Source organism: Pseudoalteromonas sp. 1_2015MBL_MicDiv, assembly GCF_002407505.1.
Taxonomy (GTDB): Bacteria; Pseudomonadota; Gammaproteobacteria; order Enterobacterales; family Alteromonadaceae; genus Pseudoalteromonas; species Pseudoalteromonas fuliginea.
Genome location: NZ_CP012737.1, coordinates 1,344,197 through 1,369,848, shown reverse-complemented (window position 1 = coordinate 1,369,848; position 25,652 = coordinate 1,344,197). Strand labels below are relative to the sequence as shown.

The window sequence follows — 25,652 nt, the reverse complement described above, 5'->3', positions numbered from 1 at the left end:
TTTTATATCTAGTTGCTCTAAATAAAAATTTTTAACGACGTTATAGTGCAATTTAATTCGTTAAATTGATCAAAGATTTATGCCGGTTGGTATTACATAACCTGAACACTGGCTAAGGGATTTACTAACGTATTGAGCCATGGTGATATTTAAATTTATTTTCTCTAGCCAGAGATTTTCAGTGAAAACAAGGCGAATTTACACGTTAATAGCCAGCCTATATACAAGTAAACTCAACGCAGTTAGTGCTTAATTTACTTGCTCGGGATAGATTTATTATCCAGAGCTCAGGTTACATACGAATCACAGTATTTTTACATCTTTGTTATTACCCCTTAAATTAATATTGTTTATTTAAATGATAATCACTGCATATGTTGTTAATCACACCAGAAAAAAGGATAATACACAGGATTTTTATAGCGTGAGGCTCGCATGACTGAATATGTCTTGTTATTGATTGGTACTGTTCTGGTTAATAACTTTGTATTAGTACAATTTTTAGGCTTATGTCCTTTTATGGGTGTATCAGGAAAACTTGATACAGCTATTGGTATGTCTTTGGCTACCACTTTCGTGCTTACGCTCGCCTCCGTCACCAGTTATTTAGTGAATCAGTATATTTTAATCCCACTCGACATAGAGTTTTTGCGCACAATGAGCTTTATTTTAGTAATTGCCGTTGTGGTGCAATTTACCGAAATGGTGGTACGTAAAACCAGCCCAACCCTATATCGATTATTAGGAATATTTTTACCACTTATAACCACTAACTGTGCTGTATTAGGTGTCGCTTTACTGAATATCAAAGAAGATCACTCATTTTTACAATCGGCAGTGTATGGTTTTGGCGCTGCGGTTGGTTTTTCGTTAGTGCTGGTATTATTTGCAGCATTACGTGAACGTTTAGCAGCAGCTGACGTACCCACTCCTTTTAAAGGCGCCTCTATTGCCATGATAACCGCAGGATTGATGTCGATGGCGTTTATGGGCTTTACCGGATTAGTGAAATTTTAATATGACCTTGTTTTATGCCTTAATTGCGCTTGGCTCGTTAGCGCTGGTTTTTGGGTTGATTTTAGGATTTGCCGCTATACGATTTCGCGTAGAGAGCAATCCCATTGTTGAGCAAATAGACACCATTTTACCGCAAACCCAGTGCGGACAATGTGGCTACCCAGGTTGTCGCCCCTATGCTGAAGCAATTGCAAATGGCGATGAAATAAACAAATGCCCACCGGGTGGCGAAGCTACCATGAAAAAGCTTGCCGGCTTAATGGGAGTTGATGAAAAACCACTTGCCGGCGGCGAACAAGCAGAGCCAATAAAAACGGTAGCCTACATTCGCGAAGACGAATGTATTGGCTGCACTAAATGCATCCAGGCTTGCCCTGTTGACGCTATTTTAGGCGCGACTCGCCAAATGCACACGGTGTTAATTGATGAATGTACTGGCTGCGATTTATGTGTTGAGCCCTGCCCTGTAGATTGCATTGATATGCTGCCTGTAGCCGAAACTAAACAAAACTGGAAATGGCAGCTAGATGCTATTCCTGTTACACAAATAGATTAGAGGTTTGAGTGGATAAGTTACTTGAACAAATAAAAGAAGGGGTTGTTTGGCCATTTTCTGGCGGCATACACCCACCACAACAAAAATCACTCTCTAATAGTGCTAGCATTACGCGCCTACCATTGCCCGATAAGCTCGTAGTGGCGCTAAAGCAACACATAGGCGCAAACGGTAAGCTGCTTGTAGAAAAAGGACAGCGTGTACTTAAAGGCCAAGCTCTAACCTCCCCTGCTGCAAACTGGTCAGTGCCTGTACATGCCCCAAGCTCGGGTATTGTTACTGATATAGCACCAATGCCTTCTGCGCATCCTTCTGCATTACCTGAGCTGAGTGTTGTTATTGAACCAGATGGTAAAGATGAATGGGTGGCACTTAACCCAATTAATAATCCAACAACGCTTACCCACGACGAACTAGTAAATATAATTCATCAAGCCGGTATTAGCGGTATGGGCGGCGCAGGTTTTCCTACTTATGTAAAAGCTGACACAAAGCAACCGATTGAGTTTTTGATAGTCAATGCGGTTGAGTGTGAACCCTATATTACAGCCGACGATACCTTAATGCGTGAGCATGCAATTGAGGTAATTCAAGGCCTTGAACTCATGCAACAGTTGCTAAATCCAGCGTTGTGTATTGTGGGCATTGAAGATAACAAGCCTGAAGCGATAGTTGCTATGACTAAGGCGGCTGAGCATAGCGAAAAAATAATTGTGCAAACGGTCCCGACTATTTACCCATCGGGTGGTGAAAAACAACTTATTAAGCTACTCACTAATCGTGAAGTGCCAAGCGCCGGCATACCGGCTGACATTGGCGTACTTGTACAAAACACAGGTACGTTGTTTGCCGTGCAGCAAGCTGTGTACGAAGGTAAGCCACTCATTGAACGGGTAGTCACTGTAACAGGTAATACTATTCATAAACCAGGTAATGTATGGGCACTACTTGGCACTGAAATTAAACATTTACTTGATTGCCAAGGTTTTTCACCTGTACCACAGCAACGCGTTGTTATGGGCGGCCCGATGATGGGCTTTACTCTGCCAACAGTGCGGATTGGCATAGTTAAAACAACTAACTGTATTTTAGCGCCTGATCATAAAGAGCTAGCAGAACCCGGCCCTGAAAAAGCCTGTATACGCTGTAGTGCGTGTGCTGATGCCTGCCCTGCTTCTTTATTGCCACAGCAATTACAGTGGTTTGCTAAGTCAAAAGAATACGACAAACTACAAGAACACAATTTATTTGATTGTATCGAATGTGGCGCATGTGCCTATGTTTGCCCAAGTGAAATCCCACTTGTACAGTACTACCGTGTCGCCAAAGTGGAAATTAAAGAACAACAGGCTGATAAAATTAAAGCCGAGCGCGCAAAAGAGCGTTTTGATGCACGTAAAGAGCGCCTAGATCGCGAGCAAGAAGAAAGACAAAACCGCCATAAACGTAAACCTGCTGCTAAATCGGCTGACGAAAAACAAAAAGTAGCTGATGCTTTAGCCCGCGTTAAAAACAAATCAGATAATGGCGATGAAAAATCAGCCGTTGCTGCCGCTATAGCCCGCGCTAAAGCTAAAAAGCTCGGTGATCAATCTGCGGAATTAGAACCTGATAATAGTGAAGTCGCAAAAGAACGCGCACTACGTAAAGAACAAGCTAGAAAATATAAAGATCAAAAATCTCAAACAGATGAATCAGCCGATACTGCACCTGTTGATGATAAAAAATCAGCAGTGGCTGCAGCAATTGCTCGCGCTAAAGCTAAAAAAGCAGCGCAAGCAAATGAAGGTACTGAGCCAGTCGTTAGTGAAGCGCCACAAAGCGAAGCACCTGTTGATGACAAAAAAGCCGCCGTTGCCGCTGCTATTGCACGCGCCAAAGCTAAAAAAGCAGCTAAAGCCTTAGAAAATGCAGAGCCTGCCGTTAGTGAAGCGCCGCAAACCGAAGCACCAGTTGATGATAAAAAAGCCGCCGTTGCCGCTGCTATTGCACGAGCCAAAGCTAAAAAAGCAGCTAAAGCATTAGAAAATGCAGAGCCTGCCGTTAGTGAAGCGCCGCAAAGCGATGCACCAGTTGATGACAAAAAAGCCGCCGTTGCCGCTGCTATTGCACGCGCCAAAGCTAAAAAAGCAGCTAAAGCACTAGAGGATGCAGAGCCAGCTATTAGTGAAGCGCCGCAAACCGAAGCACCAGTTGATGATAAAAAAGCCGCCGTTGCCGCTGCTATTGCACGCGCCAAAGCTAAAAAAGCAGCTAAAGCATTAGAAAATGCAGAGCCAGCCATTAGTGAAGCGCCGCAAACCGAAGCACCAGTTGATGACAAAAAAGCCGCCGTTGCCGCTGCTATTGCACGCGCCAAAGCTAAAAAAGCAGCTAAAGCACTTCAAGATGCAGAAGCACCAAACGCACCCGATAATACCGACAATTCATCTAGCTCTATTGACGCTGACGTACCTAAATCAAGCGACGATAAGAAAAAAGCAGCTGTTGCTGCCGCTATTGCCCGAGCAAAAGCCAAAAAGTTACAAAAAGAAGGAAATGATCAGTCATGAAATTAACCATGGCCAGTTCGCCGCATAACCACAGTCATAAATCGTTAACGCGATTAATGCTTACCGTTATAGCTGCGTGTATTCCTGGACTCATTGCTCAAGTTGTATTTTTTGGCACTGGCGTGCTCATTCAGTTAGTACTGGCATTAACTGCAGTAACGGTTTTTGAAGCGGCCATAATGTTTTTGCGTAAGCGCCCTATTTGGCCTGCATTAAGTGATGGCAGTGCGTGGCTAACCGCTGTGTTATTAGCGTTAAGCATTCCGCCTTTAGCCCCGTGGTGGATAATTATTATTGGTTGCTTATTTTCTATTGTTATCGTTAAACAATTATATGGCGGCTTAGGGTTTAACTTATTTAACCCTGCAATGGCAGCCTATGTACTGTTATTAGTCTCATTTCCGGTGCAAATGACCTCGTGGTTACCTGTGTCTGAACTATCTAACAACGTTATTGGATTTACTGAACAACTGCGCATAATATTTACCGACTTCACCTCTCTTGGTTACAGCTTAGACCAAGTCCGTGCAGGTATTGATGGCATCACGATGGCAACACCTCTTGATACTATTAAAACCGATATTGGCCACGGCTTAACGGTGACCGAAAGCATGCAAAAATCATTATTTAATGAATGGGCAGGCCTTGGCTGGGTGTGGGTTAATTTAGGCTTTTTAGCCGGTGGTTTATACCTACTTAAAGAAAAAGTCATTAACTGGCATATCCCAGTCAGCTTTATTGCAAGCTTAGCTATGTGCAGCGCCATTGGTTATATTGCAGCGCCAGGAACTGAGCCTGGTACAATATTTCACTTATTAAGTGGTGCCACTATGATGGGGGCATTCTTTATTGCGACCGATCCTGTCTCAGCCGCAACAACTAATAAAGGTCGTTTAATTTACGGTGCTTTAATTGGCTTACTAGTGTATTTAATTCGTACTTTTGGTGGTTATCCTGATGCCGTTGCGTTTGCTGTACTGTTATTAAACATTGCAGTGCCATTGATTGACTACTACACGCAACCACGTACTTATGGCCATGGAGCAGTAAAATGATTATTTCATCAATGGCTAAAAATGGCGCTATTTTAACGGCATTTGCCCTTGTAACCACGGGGCTCGTTGCGTCAATTAATGCATTAACCGCCGATAAAATTGCCGAACAAGAACAGCTACACCTAACGTCTCAATTGCAAGAAGTGCTTGACCCGAGTACTTACGATAACGCGCTTTCAACCGATTGCGTTATTATTTCAGATGAACGGTTAGGCCCTTATGCTAATCAAATAATTTATCGCGCCCGCAAAAATAACAAACCCGTTGCTCTTGTTGTAAGGCATGTCACACCAAGTGGTTACAGTGGCGATATTAACTTGCTAACGGCCGTTTTAAGTGATGGTACTATTGCAGGCGTGCGCAGCACTAAACACGAAGAAACCCCTGGTTTAGGTGATAAGGTAGAAGTTAAAAAATCCTCTTGGATCACCACATTTAAAAGTTTAACAGTGCAAGGCGAAGACGATGCTCGCTGGGCCGTTAAAAAAGACGGGGGACAATTTGATCAGTTCACAGGAGCCACCATTACGCCTCGCGCAGTGGTTGGCTCAGTAAAAAACGCAGTGCTATTCGCACAGAGTGAATTTGATGCTATTTTTGCCGCGCCTAACGCCAAATGTGCAGAGGTAACTAAATGAGCGAATTAAAAACTTTATATAAAGAAGGTGTATGGGTAAATAACCCTGCCCTAGTGCAGCTTTTAGGTCTTTGCCCGTTATTAGCTGTTACCTCTACAATTACAAATGCACTGGGTCTAGGGCTTGCAACACTGCTTGTTTTAGTCGGCTCTAATATTAGTGTATCAATAGTAAGAAACTGGGTACCAAAAGATATTCGTATTCCGGTGTTTGTTATGATCATTGCAGGCTTTGTAACCATAGTGCAGTTACTCATGAACGCTTATACATTTGGGCTTTATCAGTCTTTAGGGATTTTTATCCCGCTGATTGTTACTAACTGCGCTATTATTGGCCGTGCTGAAGCCTACGCGTCTAAAAACCCAATTCACTTATCAGCCTTTGATGGCTTAATGATGGGCTTGGGCTTTATGATTGTGCTGGTCGTTTTAGGCGCAATGCGTGAACTAATTGGCCAAGGTACGTTATTCGACAGCGCCGACTTATTATTAGGCCCGTGGGCACAAAGCTTACGCATTGAAGTATTTAGCTTTGATAACCAATTTTTACTCGCCATTTTGCCACCCGGCGCATTTTTAGGCCTAGGGCTGCTTATTGCGGCTAAAAACGTAATAGACGCACAAATAAAATCAAAACAAATCGCACCGCCAGAGGCAGAAAAAGGCCCTCGAGCACGTGTTACTAGCTTAACTTAAGGGGAAAGCGCATTAACTTAGCAAAAGCTAATGCGTTTTAAGTTGCATGAATAAAGAAAAACGTCACCAAATACTGTCGCGCCTGCGCGACGATAATCCACATCCAGTTACAGAGCTTGAATATTCAAGCCCATTTGAGTTACTAGTAGCAGTAACTCTTTCAGCACAAGCAACCGATGTCGGTGTTAATAAAGCAACCCGAAAACTGTTCCCTGTTGCTAATACACCCCAAGCCATTTTAGATATAGGCCACGATACACTGCGTGATTACATTAAAACCATTGGCCTATTTAATTCAAAAGCGGCCAACGTTTACAAAATGTGCCAAATATTGGTAGATGAGCATAACAGCATAGTGCCAGAAAATCGTGAAGCCCTAGAAGCCCTACCAGGCGTTGGCCGTAAAACAGCTAATGTTGTACTCAATACCGCCTTTGGTTGGCCTGTAATAGCAGTAGATACGCATATATTTCGTGTTTCTAATCGCACTAAGCTTGCCATGGGTAAAGATGTTGTAGCCGTTGAACAAAAACTTGAAAAAGTAGTGCCTGCAGAATTTAAAGTAGACGTACATCATTGGTTGATTCTTCACGGACGTTACACCTGCGTAGCACGTAAACCTAAGTGTGGCAGCTGTATTATCGAAGACTTGTGTGAGTTTAAAGATAAAACGTCAGATTAATTTTTCTAAGATTTTTAATTGATTTATGCGGTGCATTATTTGCGCTCCGCATTGTTTAAGTTATCTCCAAATCTCAACTAGTAATAGCCTTTAAAGCCTCTAGTTCTTGGTTAAAAGGATTTAAACTTGTGCCATAACTCTTCTTTATCCACTTAATTTGTTTTTCAATTAATGGTGAAATATCGGGGTTTCCAGGTAGTGGGTAATCTTCAGGTTCATAACTCCCTAGAGATGGTTGCTTCAATAATAGAAAACTATGTTGCCAATAGCGATAATAGTGCTTTCTAGTTAATTCTAATCCTTGCTCGTAGACTGTTTCAAAATCTTGACTATTTATTTGCTGTAAAAATCGAGCATAAAAATAAATAGCTTGTACGTAGTAAAATTTAATATGGCTTAAGTCTGGAAGTGCTGATTGATAGTATTTAATAACTCTATGATTCAATTCACTATTACTATCTTCACTGGCAAATAGCTCATGTTCGCATGAAAAAGCATACATGAGTTTTTTTAACCCCCTAGTATAAGGGTTTACATTAACTAACTTATCTATAGATTCATAACTTACATAAGTATAGCGAGATTTCATGTAAGTTAAATTCACTTTTTGTAAGTGCTCACTCTCATGTAACCGATCTATCACCTTATCAAGTTGATTAAGATCTATGCCATCATTTAAATAACTTTGCGCCTCAAAATAACACATATCCAACTTCACTAAAGTCATCAATAAAGCCATTAGAGACCCAGCTTTCATAGCTATCTGCACACAAGCAAGATCTATGCTTGTATTTCTATAGTAGTTATTACTAAGGTTTATATCATATAAAATACTGGAAAAAGCATCACCTTCCAATGTGTATATATGCCGTGCAACGTTCAAAGTAATAGCATTAAGCATTTGACCTTTCGCAATATCCCCAGAAATAGAAATAAAGTTCTCGGTTGGTATTAAAACTTTTAGTTGATTATAAGCGTCAGCAAATTCTCCTTTATAATACTTTGAAGAAATTTCAATAACTTGCCATGTAAGTCCTACTTGCTCTTTATTTTTTTCAGTTACAAAGCCTTTAATATCAATTAAATTAGTAGTTGCTAAAAAATCAGGGGATAAATTTAATTCACATGAAATTCCACAAATGAGTCTTAACATCAGGAAGTAGTCTTCTAGTTCTTCATCACTTCTCAATACATTTTTCTTAGCACCATAAGAAATAGCCGCTAAAAAGTTATTGAATAGAGATGAAAAAATAAAAATCGCTTTATTATTTATATCTCTTAGTTCGTTAATATACTCAACAAGCTGCTGATTAAAACGAAATGCTTGCCTAAAAAGTTCCAGCTTATCTTTTTCTAGCATATGTTGCTCAAATTGAAAGCGAGCAAATCGTTGTATAACCGATTGGAGTGTATAGAACCCATTATAATCTTCAACTAATGACTTATTCGCGAGCACTGCAATATCTTTGTCACTCATTGGTCTTTTATGCTTGTCGACTTGTTGGTTTCTATCTGCCTTTTTACTTTCTATTATTAAATGCTTAAAAGTGTCTAAATCAATACCATCGGGAAATAGAGAAAACGATTCAAAAGCACGTTTTTGGCTATCGGTAAGTGTTTGATAGGAATAGAGTATAGAGATATAGATTGATTCTTGACGATTAATATTAGCGTCTACTTCGTCGTCAAACATTAGAATTAAATCTTCTTCTTTGACCTTACCAAAAAAATCTTCCTCTAATTCATGCTTCAATTCTTTTAAACTTTTACCTTTGGGCATACCATCACAAATGAGCTTAATTGCTAACGGATTATTATTAAGTAATGGTTCTAAAACCTTTCTGCGCGCAAACTCCTGTTCTTCCCCACTGAGGTAACTATTTTTAGTTAAGTGATTAAATAAAGATAACGCTTCTTCTGATTCCATTTGCCTAAAGGGGAGAATATCTTCCCAATCTGTGTTGACGCTTTCTCTTGATGTCACCAATACCTTTGAATAAATTAACGTTCGTGATAACAAGTCTTTGACTTGCTCGATAGCTTGTTTGTTTGTATTTTTATCTATTTTTTTTAAATACAATAAACTTTCTAAGTTATCAAAAATTAACAATCGGCTACGTTGATCGTGATGTTTTGCCAAGTAGCCAAATAAATCTTCGGCAGTGCGTAAATTAAAGGCTTCACCTATGTGCATTTCAAGTTGATTAGCACTCGTTATATTTTCACAATCAATAAAATAAACGCCTCCATCAAAATGCCCGCGAATGGCTAATTCAAACGCCACTTTTTTTGCTATCGTGGTTTTCCCTAAGCCACCACTACCTTTTATTGTTAATAGTCTTTGCCCATTGGCTGCCTTAGCGAGCTTTTGGCTAATATCCGCTAAATCGGATAGTCGGCCAGTAAATCCTTGTAACTCACTCGAATTTATATCTCTAGGCAATACAGGTTGATGACATGACCAATGAAGTTTATTTTCAGGATTAAGGGATTCTAATAAAGATTTAGTAACCTTTACCAACTGAATATCCTGTTTATCAATAAAGTGTTTAGTATCAGGGTTTTTAAATAACTGATGAGTTAATTTATCTAAAACTTTTAGATCCCTTCCTTGCTTGTTCAACAGTGATAAAACAAGCAGAGGAAAGTCAACTTGCTCTAACTCTTGCTCGCTAAGTAGCTTGTCAGTGATTAATACTGTCAACTTAGCGTTTAAAGGTAAGTTTTCTTGCAACTCATCAATAGCTATATACTCACTACAAGCACTATCATCTTCAATTAGTAATCCATTGCTTGTTTTCTTCGCAAGTAAAAATAAAATTGAGTAATCATCCCCTTCTCTTAAATTGCGTTCTGTAAAAGCCTGATGATAAATAGGATATTTAAATTTTTTAAGTTTTGCGACGATATCTGAACTAGCTAGTGGTTTATCTAGTGGGGAGGCAGTATATACACTTATTTTATCATACTGTTTGGACTGCTCTTTGGCTTGTTCAAATGACTCTACGACCTCTTGGTTTGCTTGTTTTTGTTCACCTTTGCAGTCGGCCAATTGTTGCACAGCATCAATCAGTGGCTGACCAAACCCACTAAATGTAAGTAATTCAACGTTGTTACCTTGTAACTTTTGTTCAATTGTTTGTCTGTCTGCTTCTAATACTAATGCATAGTGAGGTCCTGTATTGCCTTCAAAAAGTTTGTTCTCGCTTATAAGTTTATCTAGTAGTTCAGCATCATCAAGAGAGCAACCAATAAAGAGCAGCGTGTTGTTAGAAATTAACTCTTTGAATTTTTGTAGTGCCGCAACATAGTGTTCTTCAGCATCCTCTTCATACAACCGATGATATGAGTTAGGTGTGAGAACTATGTGTTTAGGATCTTCAATTCTGCCATGCAAGTGCCACAACATATCTTGGCTTCTATCATTTCTTGTGAACTCAGCAAGCTTGCTACCATTTGCATTATCAAACGCGCACACATTTGCCGGCTGAGTATGGCCCCATGATAAAACTTTGTCATAGTTCAATGTTACGACTCGATTACTCAATTGCCATATAGTATGGGGCAATAATTTACTGGTTTCGTTGAGTTCATCGAAATTTATATTAAACTTTGAGTCTAAGAAGTTATACCACACTCTCCCTTGAAGCCCTTCAATTACTTCCTTAGCAGCATTATGAAATTTTTTCTTTTTAATTTGTAGTTTAACGATAGTGGATTCATCTTCCTTTAGTTCACCTGCAAGTTTTTCAGCCGCTGCATTTAACAGCTCTTCCCAAGAGGGAAAAGCTGTTATACCCATGTTAGTAATTACTGACATTGAAACACCAGCACCAATTAGTGGTATGACCTCTCCATTTGCAATACGGTTTTGTAAAGATGTTGGAATTTTAATACTCATAATTTAGTCTTCCTTGGCGTACAAACTTAACGACAATATGCATTTTAAATATATATAAATCAAGTTTTTATGTTTATTTCACTGATTCATAAAGGCGCTTTATTAAATATCATAATTAGTATGAAATTAGGATGACACCCATCCTAATTATTGCGAAAAAAGCCAACAAAAACAGCATTAAGTGTGCATTGTTATAAATAATGAATCACACAAAAAGCTGTGCTATGTTGACAAAATGAAAGTAAAAACAGACAGCCCAATCGGACGACGATAGCTGTTTATTAAAGAATGGCAAACGACTCGGCTGTATCGAACCGGCTTTCCTTTAAATAAAAAGCGGTATATTACGGTGAATAAAGGGATGAACAAACTGACCTTACGAGGTCAAATGAAAGTGAATGCCTTACTTGACGCTGCAGCAACTGTATTGTCTTGTTCAGAATATAGAAAAGCTGCAAAACACAATGCACTGAGAAGGGGAAGCCTTTTTACTCTAAATAAAAGCCACTCAAACACCGGTAATCTCTTCCAAACGCCAATTAAAACAACACTAAACCAGCTTTTTATATTCGATGAAAAACACAGTAATCGATTGAACCAAAATAGGAACTCAGCTATGGTTTATTCATAAATAAAAAACGAGTTAATCTACAGGCTCGTTAGCTTTTCTAGCCCCCACAATTAAACTTTTAGTCTATTGACATAATTATGAAATCAGAAAATATTTTTGAAATATCAAATTTAATAAAAAACAGTAAATTAGCTATATTTTTTGGAGCTGGTTTAGATTTTTATTCGGGTGTGCCGTTAGTGAAAGGGGAACACGGGATAATGACAAAAATATTGTCCCAACTACCTTTTTCAGCTGAAGATAATGATTTTTTATTGAATATGTCAAACATGCCATTTGAAGCGTTTTTTAGCATACTAGGAAAACATAGCAACATTGATCACTTACTTGAGATATTCAATATTGGAAAACCAAATAAGAATCATTATATTATTGCAAAAGCCATTAAGTGTGGCTATATAAAAACAGTAGTGACAACAAACTTCACTGAACATATAGAGCAAGCTCTTGAATTTGAAGGGATGGTAGAAGGTAAAGACTATCTGGTGGCTAGAAGTGATAGTGATTTCATGTCGATAGATTTAGAAGGTGTGCTGCCAGTATTAATTAAAATACATGGTTGTATCTCAAGAAAAGAAGATCTTGTTATAACCATAGAAAAGGTAGCTAAAAAAGCTGCTATTTCACCAAGAGAGAGAATAGTTGAGCACCTCGTTTCATCTGTTCAACATGAAGCAGTATTAGTTATGGGTTACAGTTGCTCAGATGTATTTGACTTAACCCCAATGTTTAAAAGGGGTAGTTGTAAAAACAAAATTTATCACCTTAATCACGAACATTCAAAGAACAGACTAGACTCCTTGGTTTTTAGTGAAAACCTTGGGGATTTTAAAGGATTTTATCACCCTAATGCAAAAGGGGCTTTAATCCAAGCAAATACAGATTTTGTAATAGACGAGCTAGCTCATCAAACGGATAAATATTTTAGCTCGCGGGTCTGCGCTTTATCCAATAAGCAGTTAACTGAATTTCAAGATAAAGTATCGAAACTTATCGAATCATGGGCTTTACAATTTAACTCCATTAAATCCAATGCTTTTTCATACTTTATCTCAGGTGAACTACTAAATAATGCTTCTCAAAAGATAAGTGCGATTCCTTACTATGAAGAATCCTTAAAAATTTCTATCTTAGAACACGATCTAGAAATTGAATGTATGGCGCTCAACCATCTAGCGTTTCTCTATGCGTCTTCTAATCCCAAGCAAGCTAAATTATATTCAGAGCGAGGATTTAAAATAGCAAAATCAATTAAAGACAAAAAAATGATGAGTCTGCATCTAAGGAATTTAGGTGTAAGTGAGAGGAATCAGAGTAATTTTGAAGAGTCTCTTTTTAATTTAACAAAATCTTTGAAACTTTGTTCTATATCTGACATGGTTTTTCGTGGAAAAGTGCATATGGAGATAGGTATTTCATATAAAGCAATAGAAAAATATAAGAGTGCAGAAACTCATTTTTTAAAGGCCTCCGAATTATTCAAAGTTATTGGTAGTGTTACAGATGTTGGTTGGAGTATAGGGAATTTGGGGAATATTTACTTCCATCATTTTAACTGTTACAAAAAAGCAGAAATCAATTATAAAGAAGCTTTAAATATAGCAAAAAAAATGGACCATACTTTCAATATAGGTGTATGGACAGGAAACTTAGGAATTATGTACCTTCGTCAAGGTAAATTACAAAAAGCATTTGTAGCAATGAATGACGCTCTTTCTATTGCTATTGAGTGTGGTGATAATATTGGGCAAGGGAAGTGGCATGAGAATATTGCCGAGTATTTCGTGCTGTCTAGGGAGTTTAAGTATGCCGCAATGCATTTAGATAAAAGTATAGAGATAGCCATTTCACTAGGTGACAGCTCAGGTAAGGAACGACGATTAATTGCACTAAACTCTTTAAATAATGTGTAATTCGTATGGCTTTAACAGGTTATAATAGCGCAAAGCTAACAAGTGACTAAGGTTATGAGTGTCTGCAACTGGCACTCTTCAACCACTCGACAACATAAAATATTGATAATAATTGGCAAGGTATTTTACTGTGTCGGATGGCACTTCGCTTATTCGACCTACACTGGCAGAAAACTGCCCATCAAATAGGTATAATTTTTATACTGTAGTGGTATAAAACTTAAAAGGAAGTATATTACCGTTGATAATGATCAAAATCTTTTTGCTTACGATGGAAACAGAAAACACATGAATTTCATTGCGCCTCTCATTTGTAGTAGCCAATGAAACAGCCCAATTATTAGAACATTATCAAAGTATTAATTTCACAAGTTACACTCCTTTGGTTATGCTATTGAGCATTATAAATCTTATTGCGAAAACCTCTATGCTACCTCTACTTCGTATCTTGATAATTGAGCAAGACCCAACCACTTTACAAGGGCTTTCAACGAATCTGTCAAAGACTATTCCTAACTTTGAGCGTGATGATATTCATATCGATATTATTGAATGCCTTGAGCTTAAACGCGCGTTGGAACATGTAGCGGAAGATGGTGATATTCAAGCCGTGGTTCTAAGCTGGGATATGCACAATAAAGTGGGTGAGCGTATGTATAGCCGCTTTATTGAAGAGTTAAAGGCTATTCGTCTTGAGCTGCCGGTTTATGTTGTTGGCGACGACACCAAAGGGCTGGAAATCGTTAACGAGTCAGAAGAAATTGAATCGTTTTTCTTTAAAGATGAAGTAATTTCTGACCCTGAAGCAATTTTAGGTTATATGATCAACGATTTTGACGACCGTTCGGAAACGCCATTTTGGACGGCGTATCGTCGTTATGTGGGCGAGTCAAACGATTCATGGCACACACCGGGTCATAGCGGAGGTTCTAGCTTTAGAAACTCTCCTTATATTAAAGATTTTTATCAGTTTTATGGCCGCAATGTATTTGTTGGCGACCTGTCGGTGTCGGTAGATTCGCTAGGCTCATTGTCAGACAGCACGAATACTATTGGTCGCGCTCAAGAATCAGCAGCGGCAACGTTTGAAGTTAAGCACACCTACTTTGTTACAAACGGTTCGTCTACCTCAAATAAAATTATTTTACAAACACTCCTGCGTAAGGGAGATAAAGTAATTGTTGACCGTAATTGTCATAAATCAGTCCACTATGGCATTTTGCAATCTGCCAGTTACCCCATTTATTTGGCGAGTATTTTAAATCCAAAATATGGAATTTTCGCGCCACCGTCGTTGGCCGACATAAAGTTAGCAATTGAAAACAATACTGATGCTAAATTACTGGTGCTTACCGGCTGTACTTACGATGGCCTGCTTAGCGACCTGAAACAAGTCGTAGATTACGCTCATCAATATGGTATTAAGGTGTTTATTGACGAGGCATGGTTTGCATACTCTTTGTTTCATCCTAGCTTTCGCTATTATTCTGCAATACATGCTGGGGCTGACTACATTACGCATTCCGCACACAAAGTAGTTTCGGCATTTTCTCAGGCGTCTTATATCCATATTAACGACCCCGATTTTGATGCTGATTTTTTTCGAGATATTTACAGTATCTACGCCAGCACATCGCCCAAATATCAGCTTATTGCGTCTCTTGATGTATGCCAAAAGCAATTAGAGATGGAAGGCTATAAGTTGCTCAATGCGTTGCTAAATCATGTTGACGAATTTAAACAACAGATGGCGTCGCTCAAGCACATTAAAGTGCTCGGTAAGCAAGACTTTATGGATATATTTCCGCACTTTAGCGGTGATAACATGGGCCACGACCCATTAAAAATACTCATTGATATTAGTGAGCTACCTTATTCATTAAAAGATATTCATAAATATTTACTGGACGAAATTGGTCTAGAAATAGAAAAATATACGCACAGCACTATCTTGGTTTTACTCACGCTTGGCGGCACACGTTCGAAAATAATTCGTTTGTACAATGCATTGAAAAAGCTAGATGGGGGCAAAGTGAAGCTGTCGAAATCGACGCGCAGAGCCCGCTTACCAGAAAATTTACCCGCCATCGATCTAGCCTGTATTCCAAGCGATGCTTTTTATGGCGAGCGCGAATCGGTGCCTATTAGCAAAAGTAACAACCGCATTTGCGCTGGTTTAGTTACCCCATATCCGCCAGGTATTCCGCTTTTAGTGCCGGGCCAGCATATTACTGAAGATCACATTGAATATTTGCAGGAATTGGCAAGCCAAGGGCTGACAATTCAAGGCAGTTTTGATGGTGAAATTTATGTACTTAAGGGAAAGGTTAAGAAGTAACGGTATTCGTTTAGTACTATCGTTATCGCTGGGCAGTAATGTCGCAAGACATTGCTGCTGTATGAAGCGTTATTGTATGAGTGATAATTCCAGATTACACCGATAATTTAATGCAAGCGCGTAATTAACAGTTGTTCCACTTTAATATCATTAATGTTTATGACTTCGCGTTTATGACCGTCATTAACGACATAATCGATGCCTTTTGGTATACGGTTCAATGTATAGATGGGAGTATGGCTGGGTTCGTATTGGGGATGATCAATATCTGAGCCATACAGGGTTGGTTATGCGTAGGTACAAACCACAAACTTGTTATAGCTCGCAGCGAGTGAACACAGCCAAAAACTGGCCTGACATTGACACTAAAGAAAACTAAAAGCATGAGCGCAGCATCAACAGATACATGTGCAATTAATTTATTATAAAAGGAATTTAGATGGTATTTCCATCACTTGAAACTGATCGGCTATTACTCACAGAGCTTCGTGTTGAAGATGAAGCTGAGTTGTTCAATTTATTTTCTAACCCATCTGTAATCGAATACTATGATTTAAATGTTTTTCGTGAACACAATCAAGCTGCTAATTTGATTAACCTTTTTAATGAAAGATACCACGAACAGCAAGGCATCAGATGGGCCATCCGATTAAAACCAACAGGACAATTGATAGGCACTTGCGGGTTTAATTCGTGGAACAGTAAAATGCGTAATGCTGTAATTGGTTACGAGCTACACCCTCAATTTTGGCGATGTGGCTATACTGTGGAAGCAGTCCGCGCAATTGTTGATGCTGGTTTTTCTGGAATATTAGCTTGTGGGAAGTTAAACCGAATTCAGGCTGATACGATACCTGAAAATATCGCATCTGAATCATTATTGTTGCGGCTTGGATTTAAAGAAGAAGGACTTCGACGTGAGTGTGGGTTTTGGAAAAATAAATTTCATGACCTCAAGTGCTTCGGCTTACTCCGTTCAGAGTTCAGTCCTATATAAATATGTTTACAATTTTTATTCACAAGACGTTGAGGCTATTTAAGTTATCCCTTAGGCTACGTCCATCAACATGGAGTGTATATGTCAGAATATTTTGCCAAAATTAATTGGGTAAGAGAAAATAATGAAAGTTATATTGATAATAAATATAGCCGTGGGCATAAATGGATTTTCGATGGCGGTCAAACCGTACTAGCTTCATCTTCCCCTCATGTTGTTCCATTACCTTATTCAATTGAAAAAAATGTCGATCCCGAAGAGGCTTTTGTTGCATCACTTTCTAGTTGCCACATGTTATTCTTTTTATCTATTGCCGCCAAAAAAAAGTATGTAGTTGACTCATATGTAGACGAGGCAGTTGGTATTATGGAAAAAGATAGTGATGGTAAAATTTCAATGACTAAAGTCACACTTAAACCACATGTTCAGTTTTCAGGCGATAAGAAACCAACAATGGAGCAACTTGAGAAAATGCATCATCAATCCCATGAACAATGTTTTATAGCTAATTCCGTAAAAACTGAAGTTGTTACGGAAATTTCAGTTTAACTAGTAAGTTTAGATACTACCGACAACTCATGACTCTTTTTAGTCGTTTTAACTGTCGGGTTAATGAGTTTATCCACTGCTATTTTGAGACTATGCACTGGCCTGTAATCACTGAAACATGCATATTTTCGCATTTTATCGTGCTAACTTCGCCTTGAGTAAAAATGCTGTTAAAGTTTACAAAGTAGCCTGTGTAGTATTAACCAGCTTATATAAAACACTGATGAGTATTGTACTCACCATACACCCTCTTGCCTGTAAGCAAGATTGTTGTCGGATTATACGATTTATGTGAATTTAAAGACAAAACGCCATAAAATAAAGTTTTATCAATAACAAAAAATCGTAAATTAGCTTATGCTCTGTTTTAAAAGAAAAATAAGATAATTCCTTGGCTTACAGTTAGACTAATACTTATTATTTTGACTACTAAAATTTCGTATTTATAATAAAAATTAATTATGCCAAGCTTTAACTGTGTTTCTTTACGTTATAAGCAGCATAAAATTTGAGTTTAAAGTTAACAAAACCTCCCCACTTTGAGAGATTAAGTAATGCAAAATGTTAAAAAGCGCAGACGTTTCTGGATGGTTGTAGAAAAACTAGAAGCCTTAATTGATCAAGGTATTTATCCAGTAGGTGGCCGTTTGCCTGCAGAGCGTGAAATGGCAGAAGTTTACGATGTTAGTCGCCCTACTATTCGTGAAGCTATTATTGCGCTGGAAGTTAGAAAGCGCGTTGAAGTAAAAACTGGATCGGGTGTATTTGTTACTAGTAGCAAAAAAACAGCGTCTTTAATTCCCCCAATAAGTGCATTTGAACTAACTCAGGCACGCGCATTAGTCGAATCGGAAGCTGCAGCTCTAGCAGCCTCTAAAATTTTAGATAGTGAGCTACAAGCACTTAAGCAAACACTAATAGACATGGAATTTTCTGACAAAGCTGATGAAGCAGATCAACTTTTCCATGAAATTATCGCACAAGCAACTCGTAATAAAGCGCTAGCACTCACCATTAATAACTTTTGGAAGTTACGACGCTCAGAACCACAAATATTATTAGCTCACCAAGGTGTTTGTTCGCAAAATATAAATCAGCGTTTGGCTGAGCACACCACTATCTATGATGCAATAGCTGATCGAAACCCATCCGCCGCAAGAAAGGCGATGCATAATCACTTTAATAGATTGATCAATGCATTATTTGAAGCAAGTGAAGCTAAAGCATTGGAAGAAGTAAGACGAAAAACAGATGAAACTCGTGGGCTTTATTCAATTTCTCACTTAACTAAATAACCTGAACTCTGAATAATACCAACTTGCATAAATATTTGAGCAAGTTAACGAATTAAATTGCGCTATAACGTCGTTAAAAGTTTTTCATTTAGAACAAAATACAAAAATTTTGCCTAGTTCAGCGTAATTTTTTAACGTTAAATAGACCCATATATAAGCAGATTGGTATAATAAATCTCTTAACCAGAGTTCAGCTTAGTTAATACACAAACTCACCTAGCTTTAGAATGATAAAAATAGAAAAAAGGCGGTAAACCGCCTTTTCTATTTCTAACTTTATAGTTTAAAGTTTAAAGCTCATGCCTAAGAATAAACGTGGGCCATAATCATTCACTTCACCTAAATTATCTTCAACAAAGAAGTCTTGTGATTTAGGTGCACTAAATAAGTTAATTGCCTCAGCTTTGATTCTAAAGTGCTCATTGATTTTATACGATGCACGCATTTCCCACACACCTACAGCGTCAACATAGCGTAAACGAGTACCATTACTTGTATAAGGTTGGAAATACTCACTACGGTATTTGTAAATAACCGCAGTATCAAAGTCGCCAATTTGGTAGTAAAGTTGACTACTAAATACATGCTTAGAAAAACCAGGAACTGAACCTGGCTCAACAATACCTTCCGTTAATTGTGTTGTATTACCATCAAGGTCAGTAGTGAATGTATCACCGTATAAGCTATCTTCAAATTCAAAATCAGTGTCAGCGAAGTTATAACCAAACTTTACACCTAAGCCATTATCCCAGCGGTAAGAAAGCGAAGCTTCAAGACCGACTATTTCGCTGTCATCGTCTGATGTAACAGAGTTAGTAATAGGCAGAGATATACTTTCGCCATCTATTATAAACTCTTCTAAAATAGTTTGTTTTTCAAAACCGCCTTGGAACTGTTTGTAATATAGACTAAACGCTACAATCGAATCTTCATTCGGATACCATTCCACCGCCGCATCATAGTTCCATGACATTAATGGCTGAGTGGCAGGGTTACCAGAACCGTTTACACCTACGACTAAATCAGAAAGTGAAGTGGCTGCACCATCATCGTTACTGTTCGTTGAAAATTCACGGTTAAAGCTCAAATCTGACGGGTCTGCGCGAGACATACCACGGTAAATACCCGCACGCAATAATATATCTTCGCTATAATCTACAACTAAGTTAAAGCTAGGCAAATATTTGGTATAACTAGAGCCGCTTTGAATTTTATCAAGTGTTGTAGAATCTGATACCAATTCAAGAAATCCAGTGTCTGCATCCGTACCAACAGAATAATCTGTTCTGAAGCCAACAGATGTTACTTCAGTATCTACTACACGAAGACCAAAGTTACCACGTATAAATTTACCAAACATCTCTGTATCGTAACTAGCCATTAAATACGCTGAAGTGGTTTTTTCCGTTACATCGACAGTACCAGTATTTTGGTATTCAACGTCAGGATAGGCGAACACACCGTTGTAATCGGCATCAGTTGCTGCAACTGCTTGCGAAAAACAGACGTTGTCGTAGGTTGCCCACGAAGCACCTGTACCTGAACCAATAACGTTACCATCACTATCAACATTGGTTACAATGTTGCCATCAGACACGCTTGATAAAAAGTCTGATTCAGGGAAGTCTATTTGACAGCCTTGCAGAATTTCAAGTGCCGTATCGTCACCTACTGTGTATTCGTTTCTTGAACCATTACCTTGGCTGCCACCGAATTGTATGAAAGAAAGCTCAGATGTTCTGATACCCCCTTCAATTTTAGTGAACATACCACTATCTAATTCATAATCAAAATCTAAACGCGCTGATTTTATTACATTTTCGCGAACATTCTCACGATCTAAACGTGTTCTTAAACTGTCAGTAAAATTAGAAATATCTGTAACATTAAAATCCGTTAATGTGAAATGAGGAATTTCATCGCCCAAATCCCAAGAGAAAAAATTACGATCCGATGTTCTACCGCGGTTTGAAATTTGTAGTTCTTCACGATCTGTTTTTGAATACGCTAAATCAAGATTAACCGTTAATCGGTCAGTTACATTGTGTTCAATGTTTAAACCATAACCTTGGTAGTTCTCTTCACGAGAAAATTGCTCACCCGCTGACTCAATGCGCTCCTCGCCTTCCCAATGTAAAATACCACCTACATCGTTAGTAACAAGTGTGGGGCCAGTAATACCTGGTGTTGCGCGTTTTTGTAAAAAAATTAAATCGTGGCGCGCTTCTTTTTGTGTTCTGTCTGAAATTTGCGTATCAAAATTAATATCCCACGCATCTGAAGGCTGGTATTGCAATGCAAAAAATGCTGCGTCACGCTCATCCGATGTTTCATTTTGACGAAAACTGCGACTACTGCCAGTCCACGCATAAGGCGTACCATCACTTTTTGCTTTGCCGGTTTCAGAATCAATATCTGTATCGTAACCTTGGTTACTACTGCCACTAACTTGATCTTCACAGTCACCTGCGCTGCTACGATAAAAACCTTCATTGGTATTGTTAGGATCGTTTAAACACGCCCATAATGAAGAGCCTGACGGGCTTGAGCTTCTATATTCAGCTTCTGGTTGGCTAATATCTTGGCGTTGTACACCAAAAGACACACCAACGGCTTGGCCGTTATCAAATTCAAACTGGTCCACATAACTAAACGTACCACGATAACCTAAATCGCTTTGTAATGAGTTTTCTACATTACTTTCATCAGGGTTATAGTTTAATTTAACTTCCCCTGATACGCGTTGCTTACCAAAATCGAGAGGGGTTACGGTTTCAAGAGCAATAACACCTGCAACACCACCTTCAATCATTGATGCATCTTGCGTTTTATAGATAGCTACTTTTTTTACGAGCTCTGATGGAAACTGTGAAAAGTTAACTGAGCGGTCACCACCACCATTGGTTGCTTCACGGCCATTGATATGAGTGGCACTTAAAAATGGTCCAAGACCACGAATAGTAATCTCTGTTGCGCCACCATTTTCACGGTGAGATGCAGCACCTGTAATTGATTCCAGCGCTTCACCGATAGACAGTGCAGGTAAATCACCAATGTCTTCTGATGAAAGGCCATCAACTACAGTGGTAGACTCACGTTTAATAGCAATCTGATCTTGTATTGTTTTACGTGTACCTGTAACGCTAATGATTTCAACATCAGGTTCAACTTCAGTAACCTTTTTTTCAGCTTCCTGAGCTTGCGCAGTAAGTGCACATGAACCAGCCATACCAGCAATTACCGCTGTTCTTACCCATTTTGCTATTGGACTTAGTACAAATGGTCCCGCTATCGAATTATTATTTTCTGACTTCAACGACATTAAAATTCTCCGTTGGTTGTTGTAGTGTGTTTTAGTTATGTGTCGCTTGTTATGCTTGTGTAGATAGAATGTGAATCCTGTATTTAATATACTCAACTGAAGTCACTTGATCAACCAATTTAACACTTAAATATTACCAGCGTTAAGACCAATTCTATTTTATAGGTATTACCAAGGGGTAAAATAGGTTGTTGGTACAAGTATTACGAATAAAATATTTGCTTATAAACGCAACATGCGTCTGGGCGTGTCTATCTATTGGGAGTCAATTTACCTGCTGCGCAGATTTGAGGGGTGTATTTGGGAGGAAATAAAAAGCCCCAAAATTGGGGCTAAAAAATTAGTAAGTTTTTAATCAAAACACCGATTAAACGTTTTACTACAAATTAATCGTTTTGTATTTTCCAAGTAGATCCAACACCCACTTCTGAAGTTTGAATATAATGAAGGCCCCTAGCACCAGCCAAAACCTGCGCACCAGTTGGCGATGTTTCTATTAGCGTACTTGTTGCTGTAACATACTCTAGCACTTCTTTATTATTAGTTGCTGGGTCTTGGTCGATAGCTCCATCAGTATCAAATGCACCATTACCGTTTAGTTTTCTGATTTCAACCCAGTCGCCGCTTGCATCACCTGATACTCGACTATCCGTATAACCAAAGTTGTTACTTAATACCGATGAAGTATGATTAATTAAGTCGCAGTCATATTCAAAAGCATGGTCACTACTAAGTGTATATGGGTAAAATAAACCTTGTGTTAATGCACTACTGGCAATTGTATCGCTACTAGATTGATCACCTAAACCGTTTGCAATTAAATTTCCATCAAAGTTGATAACAAACGCATTTTTGGTTAGACCATATAGCACTGGCGCATTCACTGCGGTTAACTCATCACAATCACTTGCTGGTGCTTTAGAGCCGATCTCAGTACTGAACACTATGGGTTGTTGAGAGTTTAATACCGTATTGTTCTTAACGTTAAGTGTAAAGTCACCAGCAGCATTTAGCACTGCTTGATTTCCTGACTTTGGTACGCCGCCATCGTCTTGCGAAAAGGGATTAGCTGTAAACACTATGCCACCCGCTTCTTTATTATCAGAGCGAATACCTGCAATATAGTTATTACTAACGGTATGTCCAAGTGGTGTAATTAACACACCGCTCGGTCTATCATCTGAGCTAGCAATATCCGTAGTACGAATAATCACATTATCTGTGACACTGTTAAATCCTCCATCTTCTAATGAAATACCGCCATTAGGATTTACAATTGTATTGCCTTTGATAGTTGCACCAGATGTTTGCACTTTGATTAAACGACGCCCTGTTACAAAGTTTTCTATCCTGTTGTATTGAATAGTAAAATTAGCGTTTTCTGCCGCGTCAGCGCCCGTTGTATTACCAGCATTAATTAGGTGTAAGCTTGATTCAGCAAAGTTTGGATTATTACTATCACTGAATAAATTATACTGAATAGTGTGATCAGAGCTTGAAGATGACATTTTAATCACAGAGCCTTCTTCTACCGTATTTCGGTTAGTAAACGTGTTTCGTTCCACTAGTGCGCCTTTACCTTTTAACACTATCCAATTGTATTTAGCGTTATTAAGTGAAGTGTCTTCTCCATCCATAGTATTTTGTGAAAATATAAAGTTATCGCCCTCTGAGTAAATTACAGTTTCTTCTTCGGTTTCACAAAATGCACCCGCTTTAGTGTCTATGTTTTTAAAGGTAAGCCCTGTTAATGCAGCGCCGTCAACGCCGTTGGCAACATGTACACATACTTCCCCGCTAAGTACCGGATTCTGCCCTTCTACAGCGCGCAGTGTTACTGCACTGGTTAATAAAATTGCGTCCATATCAGCATAAACACCGGTGTTTAAGCCAATAACATCGCCATCAGCTAAACCGCCACTTATAGCACCAAGGAGTGCTTCAGGGCTAGTAACTAATTGTGTGTAAACCACTGTGTCAAGTGAGTTTGTAGCGCTACTTGCAAAGCCATCGTTGTCTGTATACGTAGCTGTAACTGACATTATTGAGCCTGCGTAAGCAGAAGGTGTAAATGTTTTACTATTGCTGCCAGCTATTTCAACGCCATCAGCAGACCAAGTATAAGTAACGTTAGCCTCTTCAACACCGTTGTTATCAGTTATCTCAGCGGTTAACTCACCACTTGTTAAATAAGGCACTACTCCCATAATGGCTACGCTACCGGCTTCGTCAACCGCAACAGCAGAAACAGCAATTGTTTCCTCTGATGTATTATCCTCGATAAATCCATTATCATCTGTATAAGCAACTTGCACACTTATTTTTTGACCTAAAAGTGATGCATCAACTGCAAAGGTGCTCTCTATTGCGCCATCTATCTCTTGTGCGTCAGCAAGCCATTGATAAGTAATATCTCCTGATGCTCCATCGGTATCATTAATTTCTGCTGTTAATGTGTTTCCAACAGTTGGCGTGCCGCTAATTATCACTTCACCCTCTGAGTTTGTTCGTGCTACAACCTCTGTACTGGCTGAAGTAACAGATTCAGCAAACCCACGATCATCTTCAAAAGATGCACTAACAGTAATAACCGTACCAAATTGTGCGTCTGTTAACGTGAGCGTTGAAAGTACTTCATCTGCAATTTCTACATCATCCGCAAACCATTTATAAGTTACTGTATCGCCATCAAAACCATTTTCGTCAGCTACATTGGCAGTTAGTTGCGAACCAACTAGCGCGTCACCCGTAATGGTTAAGCTTGCAGGGAATGCAATTGCGGCAACATCTGCGGTTGGTTCTGTGATATGTGATTCATTAATGCCATCATCATCGGTATAAAGTGCTTGTGCAGTAATAGATAAGCCGATTTGGTCATCCGTTAATGTAAATGATGAACTTTTAGCCCCTTCAATAGCTTGCCCATCTGCATACCAAAAATATGTAATTTCACCCGATATCCCATCTGGGTCACTAACGGCCGTTGTTAATGTTTGCCCACTTGTTACTGTTCCGGTTAGAGCAATAGAGCCCAAGTTGTTGTCATTATTGTTTGAATCTGTGTCACAACCAACTATTGCCATCGCAATAGCGCATAGTGCAAAGTGTTTTAATTTCATGGTGGCTCTATTCTCCAAATTTATAGTTTTAATATTTGGCTATCTATTGTGTGTGTTACCAAATAAATCGTGCGCTTATTACCAAACCCATCTAAATTGCAAATGAATTGTTAACCAACTTGGTAATATAACCATAATAAAATAACTTTTTCCACTATACCCACCGAATTAAATAACAATAAATGAACATACAGTTAACCCTACGCTGTTATTTCTAGTCAAAAATTGAATTCAATCGTGCATAATTACTAGGAAAATACATAACCCTAGAGTAAAAAATTGGTTTTACTCGGGATTAAGTAAATAAGATTTATTTAATATGTGAAGTATTCTTACTTGAAGACTATAAAAAATTAAGAAATGCAGTGAATTTGCATAGAAAGGATTATTTA

Annotated in this window: 15 protein-coding genes and 1 pseudogene; 13 read left to right on the top strand and 3 right to left on the bottom strand. The window is 38.7% G+C overall.

Annotated elements, in window-relative coordinates:
- Window positions 1-435: 435 nt before the first annotated feature.
- From rsxA to nth, 7 genes are read left to right on the top strand one after another with little or no spacing between them, the layout of a single operon-like run.
- Window positions 436-1,017: an electron transport complex subunit RsxA gene (gene rsxA, locus AOR04_RS06270; RefSeq protein WP_008134172.1), complete on the top strand. Its 582-nt coding sequence runs from the start codon at window positions 436-438 to the stop codon at window positions 1,015-1,017.
- 1 nt (window position 1,018) lies between these two features.
- Window positions 1,019-1,573, top strand: a complete 555-nt coding sequence (gene rsxB, locus AOR04_RS06265; protein WP_007379057.1) for an electron transport complex subunit RsxB — start codon at window positions 1,019-1,021, stop codon at window positions 1,571-1,573.
- 8 nt (window positions 1,574-1,581) lie between these two features.
- Window positions 1,582-4,125, top strand: a complete 2,544-nt coding sequence (gene rsxC / locus AOR04_RS06260) for an electron transport complex subunit RsxC (protein ID WP_096792793.1) — start codon at window positions 1,582-1,584, stop codon at window positions 4,123-4,125.
- Window positions 4,122-5,180 (top strand): electron transport complex subunit RsxD, encoded by a 1,059-nt coding sequence (rsxD, locus tag AOR04_RS06255; RefSeq protein ID WP_096792792.1) that lies wholly within the window; start codon window positions 4,122-4,124, stop codon window positions 5,178-5,180. Before rsxC ends, rsxD begins: the two co-directional genes overlap by 4 nt.
- Entirely contained in the window at window positions 5,177-5,818 is a 642-nt protein-coding gene (gene rsxG / locus AOR04_RS06250; RefSeq protein WP_007379032.1) for an electron transport complex subunit RsxG, read from the top strand. The genes rsxD and rsxG overlap by 4 nt, the downstream gene beginning before the upstream one ends.
- Window positions 5,815-6,513: an electron transport complex subunit E gene (locus tag AOR04_RS06245; protein ID WP_096792791.1), complete on the top strand. Its 699-nt coding sequence runs from the start codon at window positions 5,815-5,817 to the stop codon at window positions 6,511-6,513. Before rsxG ends, AOR04_RS06245 begins: the two co-directional genes overlap by 4 nt.
- A gap of 46 nt (window positions 6,514-6,559) precedes the next feature.
- Complete coding sequence (gene nth, locus AOR04_RS06240) at window positions 6,560-7,195, top strand: endonuclease III (RefSeq protein WP_096792790.1); 636 nt, start codon at window positions 6,560-6,562, stop codon at window positions 7,193-7,195.
- Window positions 7,196-7,268: 73 nt separating this feature from the next.
- Here the strand turns inward: nth and AOR04_RS06235 are convergent, their stop codons facing one another.
- On the bottom strand, window positions 7,269-11,096 hold the full coding sequence (locus AOR04_RS06235; RefSeq protein ID WP_232525518.1) for an SIR2 family protein: 3,828 nt from the start codon (window positions 11,094-11,096) through the stop codon (window positions 7,269-7,271).
- Window positions 11,097-11,246: 150 nt separating this feature from the next.
- On the opposite strand from AOR04_RS06235, the pseudogene AOR04_RS22125 reads away from it, so the two are divergent.
- The 6 genes and pseudogenes from AOR04_RS22125 to AOR04_RS06205 form a co-directional block, all read left to right on the top strand.
- Window positions 11,247-11,569, top strand: a pseudogene (locus tag AOR04_RS22125) (hypothetical protein); the annotation flags it as partial.
- 235 nt (window positions 11,570-11,804) lie between these two features.
- Entirely contained in the window at window positions 11,805-13,640 is a 1,836-nt protein-coding gene (locus tag AOR04_RS06225) for an SIR2 family protein (protein WP_096792789.1), read from the top strand.
- Between the two features lie 427 nt (window positions 13,641-14,067).
- Window positions 14,068-15,978, top strand: coding sequence for an aminotransferase class V-fold PLP-dependent enzyme (locus tag AOR04_RS06220; RefSeq protein ID WP_033016109.1), 1,911 nt, complete (start codon window positions 14,068-14,070; stop codon window positions 15,976-15,978).
- Window positions 15,979-16,417: 439 nt separating this feature from the next.
- The gene (locus AOR04_RS06215) at window positions 16,418-16,975 is read left to right on the top strand and encodes a GNAT family N-acetyltransferase (RefSeq protein ID WP_096792788.1); all 558 of its coding nucleotides are present in this window, start codon (window positions 16,418-16,420) and stop codon (window positions 16,973-16,975) included.
- Between the two features lie 81 nt (window positions 16,976-17,056).
- The gene (locus tag AOR04_RS06210) at window positions 17,057-17,524 is read left to right on the top strand and encodes an OsmC family protein (RefSeq protein WP_007378953.1); all 468 of its coding nucleotides are present in this window, start codon (window positions 17,057-17,059) and stop codon (window positions 17,522-17,524) included.
- A 554-nt stretch (window positions 17,525-18,078) separates the two neighbouring features.
- The gene (locus tag AOR04_RS06205; protein WP_096792787.1) at window positions 18,079-18,819 is read left to right on the top strand and encodes a FadR/GntR family transcriptional regulator; all 741 of its coding nucleotides are present in this window, start codon (window positions 18,079-18,081) and stop codon (window positions 18,817-18,819) included.
- A gap of 283 nt (window positions 18,820-19,102) precedes the next feature.
- Here the strand turns inward: AOR04_RS06205 and AOR04_RS06200 are convergent, their stop codons facing one another.
- Both AOR04_RS06200 and AOR04_RS06195 read right to left on the bottom strand, forming a co-directional pair.
- Window positions 19,103-22,141, bottom strand: coding sequence for a TonB-dependent receptor (locus AOR04_RS06200; protein WP_096792786.1), 3,039 nt, complete (start codon window positions 22,139-22,141; stop codon window positions 19,103-19,105).
- A gap of 386 nt (window positions 22,142-22,527) precedes the next feature.
- Window positions 22,528-25,260 carry a poly(beta-D-mannuronate) lyase gene (locus tag AOR04_RS06195; RefSeq protein ID WP_096792785.1) on the bottom strand — a complete coding sequence of 911 codons (2,733 nt, stop codon included), beginning with the start codon at window positions 25,258-25,260 and terminating at the stop codon, window positions 22,528-22,530.
- Window positions 25,261-25,652: the final 392 nt, after the last annotated feature.

Coding starts and splice junctions, on each gene's coding strand:
- rsxA (WP_008134172.1), top strand. CDS start 436: ATGACTGAATATGTCTTGTTATTGATTGGTACTGTTCTGGTTAATAAC.
- rsxB (WP_007379057.1), top strand. CDS start 1,019: ATGACCTTGTTTTATGCCTTAATTGCGCTTGGCTCGTTAGCGCTGGTT.
- rsxD (WP_096792792.1), top strand. CDS start 4,122: ATGAAATTAACCATGGCCAGTTCGCCGCATAACCACAGTCATAAATCG.
- rsxG (WP_007379032.1), top strand. CDS start 5,177: ATGATTATTTCATCAATGGCTAAAAATGGCGCTATTTTAACGGCATTT.
- AOR04_RS06245 (WP_096792791.1), top strand. CDS start 5,815: ATGAGCGAATTAAAAACTTTATATAAAGAAGGTGTATGGGTAAATAAC.
- nth (WP_096792790.1), top strand. CDS start 6,560: ATGAATAAAGAAAAACGTCACCAAATACTGTCGCGCCTGCGCGACGAT.
- AOR04_RS06235 (WP_232525518.1), bottom strand. CDS start 11,096: ATGAGTATTAAAATTCCAACATCTTTACAAAACCGTATTGCAAATGGA.
- AOR04_RS06225 (WP_096792789.1), top strand. CDS start 11,805: ATGAAATCAGAAAATATTTTTGAAATATCAAATTTAATAAAAAACAGT.
- AOR04_RS06220 (WP_033016109.1), top strand. CDS start 14,068: ATGCTACCTCTACTTCGTATCTTGATAATTGAGCAAGACCCAACCACT.
- AOR04_RS06215 (WP_096792788.1), top strand. CDS start 16,418: ATGGTATTTCCATCACTTGAAACTGATCGGCTATTACTCACAGAGCTT.
- AOR04_RS06210 (WP_007378953.1), top strand. CDS start 17,057: ATGTCAGAATATTTTGCCAAAATTAATTGGGTAAGAGAAAATAATGAA.
- AOR04_RS06205 (WP_096792787.1), top strand. CDS start 18,079: ATGCAAAATGTTAAAAAGCGCAGACGTTTCTGGATGGTTGTAGAAAAA.
- AOR04_RS06200 (WP_096792786.1), bottom strand. CDS start 22,141: ATGTCGTTGAAGTCAGAAAATAATAATTCGATAGCGGGACCATTTGTA.
- AOR04_RS06195 (WP_096792785.1), bottom strand. CDS start 25,260: ATGAAATTAAAACACTTTGCACTATGCGCTATTGCGATGGCAATAGTT.